This is a genomic window from Arthrobacter sp. Ms25 (assembly GCF_059090365.1).
The window spans coordinates 322,096-334,358 of sequence record NZ_JBNHFP010000003.1 but is presented as its reverse complement, the minus strand read 5'-3'; the positions used below and the strand labels follow the sequence as shown (position 1 = coordinate 334,358).

The following is a 12,263-nucleotide window of genomic DNA, read 5'->3' as shown; positions in this document are numbered from 1 at the left end:
ATCAAGGAAAGCAGGAGGGTTTCCGCTTCCCGCGCAAAGCTCCTCCGCTGCGGATCAAGAGAACTTCGAGGGCCTTGATGCCAGGGCCCGGAAAGGCGCCCGTGAACTTTCCCTGCACCTGTTTTTGCCAGCCCGTGCCCGGCACCGGCCGGCTGGGGATTGAGATCTATGACCCGTTCTGCCTGGTGCGCCAGCACAGGGTGGCCGCGTCCACCAATCACGAGCCCACCTATAGACATGGTCAGGGCAGCTGGTAGGGAGCCGTGGCGTGCGTCCGGAAAGCAACCTGAATGAAACCTTGGAACTGCTTACAGGCTCATCCTGTAACATTCCTTGGACTATGGATGACCCTCCTTCACATAAACCCATGCCCCTCCCCGTCTTGACCGCAATGCAGACTGTGCCCACTCCGGCTGCACCGGCTATCACGAGAGAGGGGCAGCCCCATGTATGAATGGCTCATGGTCGGCGTAGGTTTGCTCCTCACCGTCGGCACCGGACTGTTTGTCGCCTCCGAGTTTTCACTCGTCAACCTGGACCGCGCGGAGCTTGAAGCCCGCCGCGACAAGGGCGAAAAACGCCTCAACCCCACCATCAACGCGCTGAAGATCACCTCCACGCATCTTTCCAGCGCACAGCTGGGCATCACGCTGACTACGCTGCTGACCGGATACACGTTCGAGCCGGCCATCAGTTCAATGCTCCGTTCCCCGCTCACGGCCCTTGGCCTTCCTGAAGGCCTGGTGCCCGGCGTTGGTGCCGTTGCCGGCATTTTCCTCGCGACCATCTTCTCGATGATCATCGGCGAACTCGTACCGAAGAACTTCGCCCTGGCCCTGCCCCTGGCAACCGCCAAGCTCGTGGTGCCTTTCCAGACCGTCTTCACCACGGTGTTCAAGCCCGTGATCCTGCTGTTCAACAACACGGCCAACGCGATCATCCGGTCCTTTGGCATTGAGCCCAAGGAAGAGCTGTCCGGCGCACGCAGCGCCGAAGAGCTGAGCTCCCTCGTGCGGCGTTCGGCGCTGGAAGGCGTGCTGGACCTGGACCACGCCGTGCTGCTGAACCGCACCCTGCGGTTTGCCGAGCACTCCGCGGCCGATGTCATGACACCGCGGGTCCGGATGCGCACAGTGCATGAGTCGGATACTGCGGAGCAGGTCGTGGCCGTTGCCACGGCAACCGGCTATTCCCGTTTCCCCGTGATCGGACGCGACCCGGACGACGTCCGCGGTGTCCTGCACCTTAAGCAGGCCTTCGCCGTTCCGCTGGCTGCCCGAGGCACGGTCACCGCCGCAGAGCTGATGGTGGAACCCCTGCATGTGCCCGAGTCCATGGGAGTGGACACCCTGCTGGGACTGCTGCGGGCCCAGGGCCTGCAGGTGGCCATCGTTTCCGATGAACACGGCGGAACCGCCGGAATCGTGACCCTTGAAGACCTCGTCGAGGAAATTGTCGGCGAACTCGAGGACGAACACGACCGCGCCCGGGTAGGCGTGGTCCGCACGGGCCGGGCCATCACGTTCGACGCCGCGCTGCGGCCGGACGAGCTCCTGGACCGCACCGGCGTCGAGGTTCCGGACGGCGAGGAGTATGACACGATCGCCGGCTTCGTCACGGACGAACTGGACCGCCTGCCGGAACTGGGCGACGAAGTGGAAATCGAGGGCGGCACGCTCCGCGTGGAGCGGGTGGTCCGGAACCACATCGAACGCCTGCGCTTCACTCCTTCGGGATCCCTGGAGGCCCCGGTAAGTGCCCACGACCGCATTGTTGACTCGCTGACCAAGGAACTGACCCATGAGTGAATACCTGCCCGGAATCATCTGGCTCGTAGTGCTGCTGGTGGTCAATGCCTTCTTCGTCGGCGCTGAATTCGCCGTCATCTCCGCCCGCCGGTCGCAGATCGAGCCCAAGGCCGAAGCCGGAAGCAAGGCCGCGAAAACCACCCTGTGGGCCATGGAACACGCCACCCTGATGCTGGCCACGAGCCAGCTCGGCATCACCGTCTGCTCCCTGGTGATCCTGAACGTCTCGGAACCGGCCATCCACCACCTGCTGGAGATACCGCTGGGCCTGACCCCGCTGTCCGCAGATGCCATCGGCATCATTGCGTTCGTTGTGGCGCTGCTGTTGGTCACCTTCCTGCACGTCGTGGTGGGCGAAATGGTGCCGAAGAACATCTCGTTCTCCGTGCCCACCCGCGCTGCACTGCTGCTGGCCCCTCCCCTGGTGATGGTGTCCAGGATTGTCCGTCCGATCATCTGGACCCTGAACGGAATCGCGAACGGCGTGCTGCGCCTGTTCAAGGTCGAGCCCAAGGACGAAGCAACCAGCTCCTACACGCTGGACGAGGTTGCGAACATCGTCCAGCAGTCCACCCGGGAAGGTGTGCTCTCGGACCGCAGCGGCACCCTGACCGCAGCGTTCGATTTCACGGAAAAGACCGTGGCCGACGTCGAGGTGCCCATCGCGCAGATGGTGCTGCTGCCCGAGACCGCCTCCCCGGCGGAGTTGCAGCAGGCCGTGGATATCCACGGATACTCCCGGTACATCCTCACCAATCAGGACGGGGATCCCGACGGCTACCTTCATTTGAAGGACGTTATGGACCTCACCACGCCGGACGAGTTTGCCGCACCCGTGCCGTCCAAGCGCATCCGCCGCCTGGCCTCGGCGTTCCGGGACGGCGAGCTGGAAGACGCCCTGGCCACCATGCGGCGCACCGGTGCCCATGTGGCACGGGTCTTCGACGCCGAGGGCAACACCACCGGCGTCCTGTTCCTTGAGGACATCATTGAAGAGCTGGTGGGTGAGGTCCAGGACGCCACCACCGTCTAGGGCCTAACGGAAGCGTTTCCACCACGGCCGCCGCTGCTCCGGTTCCGGAGCAGCGGCGGCTTCCTTTTCGGCGGCTGCAGCCTTCCGCTCCCGCCAACGCACGACCTCCTGCTCGACGTCGCGGGGAGAGGTCACCACCGGCGGGCCGCCTTCGAGCTGGCGGCGGGCATCGATCACCCGTGCATTGAAGTCCGCCAGGATGTCCCGGACCTGCGACTCGCTCCACCGGGTGTCCAGCCGGGCATCGAGCTCGGCGTCTTCGGTGCGGAGCAGGATGGCTCGAGGGCCCAGCCCGGTCACGTTTTCACGCTGCATCAGGCCCTTGATCCACCAGTCCGGATCATGGCCGTCGCCCAGGTTCGGGATAGGTTTCCCGGCGTATTTCAGGTTGTCGAAGTCCCCCCGCGCCATCGCGTCGCGGATCAGGTAGTCGGCTTTGGCGCCGTCGTCGACCTTCCGGCGCTTGTGCTGCAGCTCTTCTTCCGCCGCGGCCGCCTCCAGGTCTTCCCCGTCCATACCTCCGCCGGAGGCTGCCCTCAGCCGGGCCGCCCGTTCCATCCTGCGCCGGTACTGTTCCACGCCTCTGCTGTCCATGCTCTCCTGCCGCCTCAGCTCTCCTTTGTGAATGCCAACAGGGCCGGGGCCCGCCGGTATTCCTAGGATGAACTACTTCCGCAGCCGCCGCACCACCGCACCGACGGCAGTGGCCGCCCCGGCGCCCGCAAGCAGCCAGGGCCCGCCGACCAGGATCGGATCGATCCACTGATGGTTGACGTCGGCCCGCTTCCGGCCCGCCCGGGAGGAGTACCCGTGTCGGGTGAATTCGCTCAGCACGCCGGTCTCCGTGATCGGGTTGTCGGGGTGGAGGGTCGCGAAGGACGCCAGGTGGCTTTCCACCGCGTCCACCCGGTCCGCAGCGAGGAGGATCAGCCAGTGCGCGGCCCGGGCCTCGCTGAACCGGCGGTAGGCATAGCGGCGCATCACGCCGGACAGGCCCTTCGGCGGGCAGGAGGTGCCGAACACAGGGGTGAGGAACTTGTGCTCGATGGACCGCTCCCGCGGGTATTTTTCCTCCTGCCGCTCCGGGAATTCCCAGTGGGCTCCGCTGAGGGTGGGGTCAAACTGCAGTTTGGGCACCGCGGGGCGGTCCTTCGGGTCAAGGTCGGCACCCCAACCCGGGATCCGGGCGCGCAGCTCCTCGCTGGAGGGAGTCAGGGCCGGTTTCTGCGGCGTATAGGCCATGTCGGTGTCCTTCCTTTCAGGAGCCGGGGATGATGACGGGCTTGATGCAGTTATCCAGTTTCGCGGAGAACATGTGATAGCCCTCGGCAATGTGTTCCAGCGGAATCCGGTGCGTGATGATGTCGCTTGGCTTGAGGTAGCCGGCCTTGATGTGTTCGAACAGGCGCGGCCACTGCCGCTTCATCGGTGTCTGGTTCATGTTCAGCGTCAGTCCCTTGTTCAGTGCGTCTCCGAACTTCACGGCGCTGAAGACCGGGCCGTAGGCGCCCATCACGGAAATGGTGCCGGCCTTGCGCACCGAGTCGATGGCCCAGTTCAGCGCCACCGGGGAGCCGCCCTGCAGCTTGAGCTTGGTTCCGGTGACATGCTGCAGGAAGTTGCCGTCCGCTTCGGCACCCACGGCGTCAATGGCGACGTCGGCACCCAGGTGGTCGGTGATCTTCTTCATGTGCACCACGATGTCGTCATACTCGGTGAAGTTGTAGGTTTCGGCGTGCGCGAACGTCCGGGCCTTTTCCAGCCGGTAGTCCAGGTGGTCAATGACGATGACGCGTCCGGCGCCCATCAGCCAGGCGGACTTGGCGGCGTACAGGCCCACCGGTCCGGCGCCGAAGACAACTACGGTGTCGCCCTCCACAATGTCCCCCAGCTGGGCACCGAAGTAACCCGTGGCCAGCGCATCGGTGCACATCAGGGCGTCTTCTTCGTCCATCCAGTCCGGAATGAGGGAGGGCCCGACGTCGGCAAACGGGACCCGGACGAACTCGGCCTGGCCGCCGTCGTAGCCTCCGGTGGTGTGCGAATACCCGTAGAGGCTGCCCACGGCCGTGGCGTTGGGATTCACGTTGTGGCAGTTCGAGTAGAGCCCGCGCGCGCAGAAGTAGCAGGAACCGCAGTAGATGTTGGCCGGAACCATGACCCGGTCGCCGACCGAGAGGTTCCGGACGGAGGACCCGACCTCCTCGACCACGCCGATGAACTCGTGCCCAAAGGTGTGCCCGATCCGGGTATCGGGCATCAGGCCGTGGTAGAGGTGCAGATCGGATCCGCAGATGGCCGCCCGGGTGACCCGGACGATGGCATCGTTGGGGTGCTCGATCGGCGGCATGTCCTTCTCTTCCACCCGTACTTTGTAGGGACCTCGGTACACCATCGCTCGCACTGGGCAGTCTCCTCGTCTGACGTTGAATCCGGCCCCTTAACCATAAGCAGACTTAGTAACTTTGCAAGCCTGCAGCAGGGCCGGCGGTCGGAAGCGTCACGGTGAACACTGTCCCCTGTCCGGCTTCGCTGCTGAAGCTGATGGTCCCGCCGTGCTCTTCCACGATCCGGCGGGTGATCACCAGACCGAGCCCTGCCCCCGGAATGGCTGCGGTCAGTGCCCGGCCGGACCTGAAGAAGCGGGTGAAAACCTGTTCCTGTTCCTCCGCCGCCATGCCGATGCCGTTGTCCGCCACTGCAATCACCACTGATTCACCCTCTTGCCGGGCCGATACCTGCACCTTTCCCCCGCCGGGTGAGTACTTCACCGCGTTGGAGACCAGGTTTTCCAGCACCACCCGGATCCTTTCCCTGTCCACCGTCGCCTGCAGATCCGGCGGCACGTCGACGGTGAACTCCACTCCGCTCGTCCGCGCACGGGGGCCGAAGGAATCCACCGCCGCATTCACCACCGCGGTGAGGGACGTCTCCCGCAGTTCCAGCGCCTCGTTTCCGGCCGCCACGGAGAGGAGGTCCGTGACCAGCTGCAGCAGGCGTTCGGCGTTCCGGACGGCGGTCTGCAGAGCAGACTCGACGACGTTGGGCAGCTGGTCCTCCTGCTCAAGTGCCATGTCGAGGTAGCCCAGGATGGAAGTGAGCGGGGTCCGGAGTTCGTGCGAGACATTCCCGATAAACTCGCCCCGCGCCGCCAGCGCGCGCACCAGCTGGGTGACGTCGCTGAAGGCCAGGACCGATCCCGAGAAGTCGCCGCCGTCCGGCACCCGGCGGGCACTGACGCTCACGGCCATCTGTCCCCGCCCGGTGCCGATCCAGACGATCTGCTCGGAGAAGGATTCCCCGGACATCGCCCGGCGGATGGGACGTTCCCCGTCCGGGAGGACAGTCTTCCGGTCCGGGCCGTAGACCGGCCAGGTGCCGCCTCCGAAACTGTGGGTTTCCAGGGGTTCGCCGGAGGAGAGGAGGGGCCTGCTGCTTTCCATCCGGGCGTTGGCGAGGATTTCCCTGCCCTCGTCATCTATCACCAGCACGCCTACGTCCACGGTGTCCAGCACGGTCTTAAACAGCGATTCCCGCTGCTGTGCCCGAAGTTCGGCGGCACTGCGGGCAGCCTCCGCCTGCTGCAGCGCATCACGGACGCTGCGTTCGTCGTCCCGGCTTCCTGCGGGGACGGGAAAGACGGTGATCAGGTCAACGGTGCTGCCGCGGGAGTCCATCCGGACCGCGGAGATCCAGGCCGGCAGCCTGGCCGTGTCGGGCGCGAGGAAATCCGCGTGCAACTGTGCCGCAGGTCCTGCAGACAGCGCCCCGCTCCATCGCTCGTAGCCGGGCTGGTCCCGCGGTGAAAGCAGGTCGGTGAAGAATGTCCCGGCAAGGGCCCTCCGGCTCCTTCCGGCCCAGCCCGCAAAAGTGGAGTTCGCCTCCAGAATAATGCCGCGTTCAGAGACAATCACGTACCCCGACGGGGAACAGTCAAACAGCGTGGACCAATCCGGAATACGGGCCCGTTCCCGGCCGATGCGCGGAAAACGGCGGGAAATCAGGGGCATATCAGACCTTGGGATAAACAAATGATCAGGGAGTTTTCCGGGAACCCGCATTTACCAATGCCAATTGCGCCTCGTGCCCGGCCAGTTAATTTATCAACCTATTTGCAATAAACGAAAATATGACGGTTTCCCTGCCGCGCCTCAGCGGCTCCCGGGGGGCTAGTCCGACTCCCCCGCACGGTGCCGGACGGGCCCGCAGTGGCTGCACGCGGCACCGGGATACTACTACCAATGGGGCACTTCCGGGTGGGTTCCGGGCGTCTTGGCAGGCAGGAACTTTTGGCGGTGGACACGGCCGTCCAAGTGGGAAAGACTTCCATCCCGGGACGCGCTGCAGGAGGCGTTCCTGGAGGGGTGGCCCGGCAGCAACAGCACCGAAAGGGATGGCCATGACTCAGCCAGCCGCACTCCGCACCCCCTCCCGCCCCTCATCCCGCCTCGCGTGGTGGAACCTGACCGTTGACGCCGGCGGTTTTGAACTGGCCGACCGGATTATCGGCGACCTTGTGACACCCCTTATCGCACAGGCACGGCTGTGGGGAACCGAGCGGTGGTTCTATACCCGGCGCATGCAGCCGTCGAATGCCCAGGTCCGGCTTCGAGTGCTCGCCCCGCCGGAAACCCTGGACCGGCTCAAATCCCTGCTCGGCGCCCTGCAGGAACAGTCCGGAGATCCGGTGCGCAGCCTCGCGGTGGAGCATGAGTTCAGCGATCCGGTGTTGGACCGTACCGTCGGCACGGACGCGCTGCTGCCATCGGTGGAAGCTGATCTGGCCCGCTATGGCGGAGTTGACGGGCTTGCCCTCGCGGAAGAGGTTTTCGAGCTTTCCTCCGATCTCTGCCTCTGGGCAACGGCACGGTTTCCAAAGGCGCAGAACCGCTCAGCCCTCGCTTCACTCCTGCTCTTTGATTCCGCCTACGCCATGATGAAGGGACCACGTGCGTCCACGTGGCCGGACCGCCGCCGGGTCTCCTGGGAGTACTACTGGGACAGCCATCTCCACAGCTGCACCGCAACAGACCCGCGGGCCGCGGGCGTGCAGAAAGCCACGGGGGCACAGGCCCAGGCACAGCTGATGCCCGTCCACCGGCTGATGATGGCCACTGCCTCCGAACCGGCCGTCACGAATTGGCGCCGGCGCTGGCTGCGCACGATAGACGCCTATCTATACCGGGCAGACAAGGCCGGAGCCAGCCGCAGCGCCCAGCACCTCACCGTGTACCAGGCCCACGGCCTGCTGAACCGGCTGGGCTTCACGCTTCGCCAGGAGGCACTCATTGGTGTTTACGCCCGGACGTGGAGCAGGGAGAAAGAGACCGAACTCGCGGAGGCCACCTAGCGCCGTGTCGGGGCGGAACGCCCGCAGGAAACCACTGAGCTGGATAGACTCGACTCATGGAAATTGCTCCGGAGCGCGGCTCCGTCGCCGCTGAACTGCAACGGCTTATCCTGCAGACCGAATCGGTCGAGTTCTTCCTTGAAGGCTTCGCGTCGCACGCGGCAGACCTCTTCAGCGGTGACGTTGAAGTCCTCGCGGGCGTCACGCTCCTTCAGAACAAGCAGGGAACCACCGTGGCCAGCAGCAGTGACGGTGCCCGGGCACTGGACGAAGTCCAGTACGGCTTCGGTGACGGACCCTGCCTGCGTGCCTCCCGGACCGGAAGAACCATTCTGGTGGAGGACGTCCGCACCGATCCGCGCTGGCCCGAGTACGCGGATGCCATCCGGGACCGCGGGTTCTATTCCATTCTTGGCGTTCCGCTCATCCTGGGCACCGACGGCGGGGCCGGGCTGAACCTCTATGCCCGGGAACCCGGCTACTTCACGCCGGACCTGGTGCAGCGGGCGGAAACCTTCGCCGCCGAGGCTGCGGTTTCCCTTCAGGTGGCGGTCCAGATCGCCCGGCACAAAAGCACTGCCGACCACCTGCGTGCGGCCATGGAGGCCCGGACCGTCATTGACCTTGCGGTGGGGATTGTCATGGCGCAGAACAAGTGCGGCCAGGAAGAGGCATTTGGAATCCTCCGCGGCGCCTCCAGCAACCGGAATGTGAAACTGCGCGACATCGCCCAGGGAGTGGTGAAGTCCGTAACGTCACAGAAGGCGGAAACCCACTTCGTTGACTAAGGCAGGGACTGCCCGCCGGCAGCCCCAGCCCTGGCCTACCTCCGTTGCTCTGGTTCCGGACGGGGTCAGGCTACGCCCGGAACCGGAACCGGTACCGGACAACGGAAAGCGGCGCTCAGGCTCCGTCCACCAGCTCGGCGACGGCGGCCCGGGCACCGCTGCGGTGCAGGGTTCCGAGGACTGCCAGGTACTCGTCGGTGAACCGCGCATCCTGTGAGAGGTTGGCGAAGAACTGCTGCTGGGCAATAAAAGCCAGCGGATCCTCCCGGTTCCGCGCAGCCGCTGCCATCACCTCGTCGCGCCGGTTGTCGACCACGCGGATCGGTTCGCCTGCCTCGTCCACGCCCTCGGCGTAGCGTGCCCACGAGGCAATGATGGCGGCCGACCGGGAAGTTTCCCCGCCGGCAGCCACATTCTCCCGAACCACGGGGACCAGCCACTTCGGGATCCGGTCCGAACTTTCGGCACACAGGCGGGCGAGGGTGTCCTTGACGTGTTCATTCCCGAAGCGCTGCAGCAACGTCAGCTTGTAGGCACCCAGGTCCACGCCCGGCACCGGAAGCAGAGTGGGGGTTGCTTCCAGATCCATGTAGTCCAGAAGGAACTGCGCCAGCTGCGGATCCCGTGCGGCTTCGTGCACGTACCGGTACCCCGACAGATAGCCAAAGTAGGCCAGCGCCTGGTGGCCACAGTTCAGCAGCCGCAGTTTCATGCGTTCATACGGCTCGACGTCTTCCGTCATGCTCACCCCGGCGTCTTCCCAGGCCGGCCGCCCGCCGGGAAAGGCGTCCTCCAGCGCCCACTGCGCGAAGTCCTCGGCCACTACCGGCCAGGCGTCCTCCACGCCGAACTCCTCGGCGAGCAGGGCACGGTCCGCGTCGGTTGTCGCAGGAGTGATCCGGTCCACCATGGAGGAAGGAAAGGAGACCGCCTCCTGCACCCACTCCCCCAGCTCGGGATCCAGCAGCCGGGCGAACTCGCCAAAGGCCTTGCGTGCTACCTCGCCGTTGCCCGGAACGTTGTCACACGACATCACCGCGAACGGTGCCACCCCCCGGTCCCGGCGCCGGCGCAGCGCTTCGGTCACCAGGCCGAAGACGCTCGAGGGGACCGCTCCCGGCTGCAGGTCCGCAGCGACGTCCGCAGACGCGGGGTCGAACTCGCCGGTGGTGTCGCTGATGTTGTAGCCGCCCTCGGTGATCGTCAGCGAAACGATCCGGGTGGCCGGTGCCGCCATCTTCTCAATGACCGCTTCGGGATCTTCCGGTGCGAACAAATACTCGGCAATGGAGCCGATCACACGGGCTTCCCGGAGACCATCGGGGTGCTTCAGCATCAGGGTGTACAGGCAGTCCTGGCTATCCATCACGGTTTTCATGGCGGCGTCCTGCGGCAGGACGCCTACGCCGCAGATGGCCCAGTCCAGGGCTTTACCCTCGTTCATGAGCCGGTCCAGATACATGGCCTGGTGCGCCCGGTGGAACCCGCCGACGCCGAAATGGACAATGCCGGTGGTCAGCCGGGAGCGATCATAGCGGGGCCGGGGCAGTGCGGCCGGCAGGTGGGGAAGGAACTCTTCACTGAGCTTGGTCATAACGCCGCCTTAGGCAAAGGATTCCGCTCAATCTACCAGCTTTGACCGGGACACCCGGGTAAAAACCGTCCTGCGGCGTGCCTGGCGGCTCTCACTCCACGGCGTGGGCATCCAGTTCGATAAAGGCCCAATCCGGCTCGGCCAGGATGGGGTCAATAACCGGCCCGCCGGCCTCGGCAATGCGGTCCTGGACCTTGGGCGGCAGGCCTTCCTGGCGGAGGTTGTGCCTCAACCAGTCCTTGGCCGAACCGTCCAGGTACGGCCACCAGCGCTCGATTCGGATAGGTTCCACAGCAGCCCCCTTCAGCGTTGCGTAGGTCCACGGTGACACCGGCGGTGAGGGGGCGCAAGGGGGCGCCGAAAGAGCTGCGGCGCTACCCGAAAGTAGCGCCGCAGTTTCGAAAAGCTCAGTCCCGGACGCTGATCGATTCCAGTGCGGCGCGGGCCTCTTCGGCCAGGGAAGCGGGAATCGGGGCGCTTTTCGCCGCGTCCGCGGAGGCCTGCTGTCCCTCCTCGCTGACCACGTACTGCCCGAAGGTACGCACCCGTTCCACAAGATCGGCGTCGTCGTAGGAACTGCAGTAGATCTGGTAGGACACCAGCACCAGCGGGTAGGCTCCCGGGGCGGTGGTGCGCCGGTCCAGCTGCAGCGCAATGTCGTGTTCCCCGCGTCCGGGGACGCGCTTGGACTGCTCGACGGCGGTGCTTGCCGCCTCCGCACTGATCGGCACGAATTCGGTCCCGACGAGCAGATTGGCGGTGCCCATCGAGTCGTCGATCACGGAGTCGTCAGCGTAAGTCAGGGCTCCCTCAGTGCGCGTCACGGTGCTGACGACGCCGGAGCTTCCCTGTGCGTTTTCGCCCTGCAGCCCGCCCGGCCAGGTCCCGGACGGTGCGTCCGGCCAGGCCTCGGGTGCGACCTCGTGCAGGTATTCGGTGAAGTTCTCGGTGGTGCCCGAGTCATCCGCACGGCTGACGGGAGTGATGCGGGTGCCGGGCAGCTGCACGTCCGGGTTGAGCGCGGCTATGGCCGGATCGTTCCAGGTTTCGATTTCTCCGCGGAACATCCGGGCGATCGTGACGGCGTCCAGGTTCAGGGATTCGATGCCGGGGAGGTTGAACGCCACGGCAATCGGTGAAATGTAGGCGGGAATGTCCAGCGCCCCCTCCGGCCCGCAGACTGCCTTGGCATCCGCCATTTCCTCGTCCTGCAGATAGGCGTCGGAACCGGCGAAGTTCACCGCACCAGCCAACAGGGCGCTGCGCCCTGCACCGGAACCGTCCGGAGAGTATTGGAGCTGGACCTTGGGATGCAGCGTCCCGAAACCGGCAATCCAGGCATCCATTGCAGGACCCTGGGCGCTCGAACCGGCGCCGGACAGCACTCCGCTGAGGGTGGAGGTGCTGTTCTCGGCTGCTTCGCGCTGGGCATCCCCAAGGGGGTAATCGGATCCGCAGGCGGTCAGGGCAAGCGTTGCCAGCACCACCGTGGCCAGGGAACGGGCGGGGCGGATTGGGCGCAAAGGGTGTCCTTCCAAAGAAGCGGCTACGGCGTCCAACGCCGGGGAGGCAGATGCTAAAAGCTGCCCTTTCAAGGCTAGCGGGCAATCGGCCCCGCCTGCCAACTGAAAGCCCCGTTCCTCCTTGCGCAGCGGCGCTCCCGGCTGTCCCTGGCCCAGGGCGGCCGGCG

General features: G+C 65.5%; 11 protein-coding genes. 4 read left to right on the top strand and 7 right to left on the bottom strand.

Annotated elements, in window-relative coordinates; translation table 11 throughout:
* Nucleotides 1-446: 446 nt before the first annotated feature.
* Entirely contained in the window at nucleotides 447-1,808 is a 1,362-nt protein-coding gene (locus tag AC5RT8_RS09735; protein ID WP_494095501.1) for a hemolysin family protein, read from the top strand.
* Complete coding sequence (locus tag AC5RT8_RS09730; protein WP_494095500.1) at nucleotides 1,801-2,841, top strand: hemolysin family protein; 1,041 nt, start codon at nucleotides 1,801-1,803, stop codon at nucleotides 2,839-2,841. Before AC5RT8_RS09735 ends, AC5RT8_RS09730 begins: the two co-directional genes overlap by 8 nt.
* Nucleotides 2,842-2,844: 3 nt before the next feature.
* Here the strand turns inward: AC5RT8_RS09730 and AC5RT8_RS09725 are convergent, their stop codons facing one another.
* From AC5RT8_RS09725 to AC5RT8_RS09710, 4 genes are all read right to left on the bottom strand, one after another.
* Complete coding sequence (locus AC5RT8_RS09725) at nucleotides 2,845-3,435, bottom strand: DnaJ family domain-containing protein (RefSeq protein ID WP_494095499.1); 591 nt, start codon at nucleotides 3,433-3,435, stop codon at nucleotides 2,845-2,847.
* Between the two features lie 72 nt (nucleotides 3,436-3,507).
* Entirely contained in the window at nucleotides 3,508-4,083 is a 576-nt protein-coding gene (locus tag AC5RT8_RS09720; protein ID WP_494095498.1) for a hypothetical protein, read from the bottom strand.
* Nucleotides 4,084-4,099: 16 nt separating this feature from the next.
* Nucleotides 4,100-5,245: a zinc-dependent alcohol dehydrogenase gene (locus AC5RT8_RS09715; RefSeq protein ID WP_494095497.1), complete on the bottom strand. Its 1,146-nt coding sequence runs from the start codon at nucleotides 5,243-5,245 to the stop codon at nucleotides 4,100-4,102.
* A gap of 52 nt (nucleotides 5,246-5,297) precedes the next feature.
* Nucleotides 5,298-6,851 carry an ATP-binding protein gene (locus AC5RT8_RS09710; RefSeq protein ID WP_494095496.1) on the bottom strand — a complete coding sequence of 518 codons (1,554 nt, stop codon included), beginning with the start codon at nucleotides 6,849-6,851 and terminating at the stop codon, nucleotides 5,298-5,300.
* A gap of 389 nt (nucleotides 6,852-7,240) precedes the next feature.
* Between AC5RT8_RS09710 and AC5RT8_RS09705 the strand changes: the two genes are divergently transcribed.
* Both AC5RT8_RS09705 and AC5RT8_RS09700 read left to right on the top strand, forming a co-directional pair.
* The gene (locus AC5RT8_RS09705) at nucleotides 7,241-8,191 is read left to right on the top strand and encodes a lantibiotic dehydratase C-terminal domain-containing protein (protein WP_494095495.1); all 951 of its coding nucleotides are present in this window, start codon (nucleotides 7,241-7,243) and stop codon (nucleotides 8,189-8,191) included.
* Nucleotides 8,192-8,247: 56 nt separating this feature from the next.
* Nucleotides 8,248-8,979, top strand: a complete 732-nt coding sequence (locus AC5RT8_RS09700) for an ANTAR domain-containing protein (RefSeq protein WP_494095494.1) — start codon at nucleotides 8,248-8,250, stop codon at nucleotides 8,977-8,979.
* A 115-nt stretch (nucleotides 8,980-9,094) separates the two neighbouring features.
* Here the strand turns inward: AC5RT8_RS09700 and AC5RT8_RS09695 are convergent, their stop codons facing one another.
* The 3 genes from AC5RT8_RS09695 to pstS all read right to left on the bottom strand — a co-directional run bounded on the left by AC5RT8_RS09695 (nucleotide 9,095) and on the right by pstS (nucleotide 12,096).
* Nucleotides 9,095-10,573: a mannitol dehydrogenase family protein gene (locus AC5RT8_RS09695; protein WP_494095493.1), complete on the bottom strand. Its 1,479-nt coding sequence runs from the start codon at nucleotides 10,571-10,573 to the stop codon at nucleotides 9,095-9,097.
* Between the two features lie 91 nt (nucleotides 10,574-10,664).
* On the bottom strand, nucleotides 10,665-10,865 hold the full coding sequence (locus tag AC5RT8_RS09690; protein WP_494095492.1) for a hypothetical protein: 201 nt from the start codon (nucleotides 10,863-10,865) through the stop codon (nucleotides 10,665-10,667).
* 115 nt (nucleotides 10,866-10,980) lie between these two features.
* Nucleotides 10,981-12,096: a phosphate ABC transporter substrate-binding protein PstS gene (pstS, locus tag AC5RT8_RS09685; protein ID WP_494095491.1), complete on the bottom strand. Its 1,116-nt coding sequence runs from the start codon at nucleotides 12,094-12,096 to the stop codon at nucleotides 10,981-10,983.
* Nucleotides 12,097-12,263 lie beyond the last annotated feature (167 nt).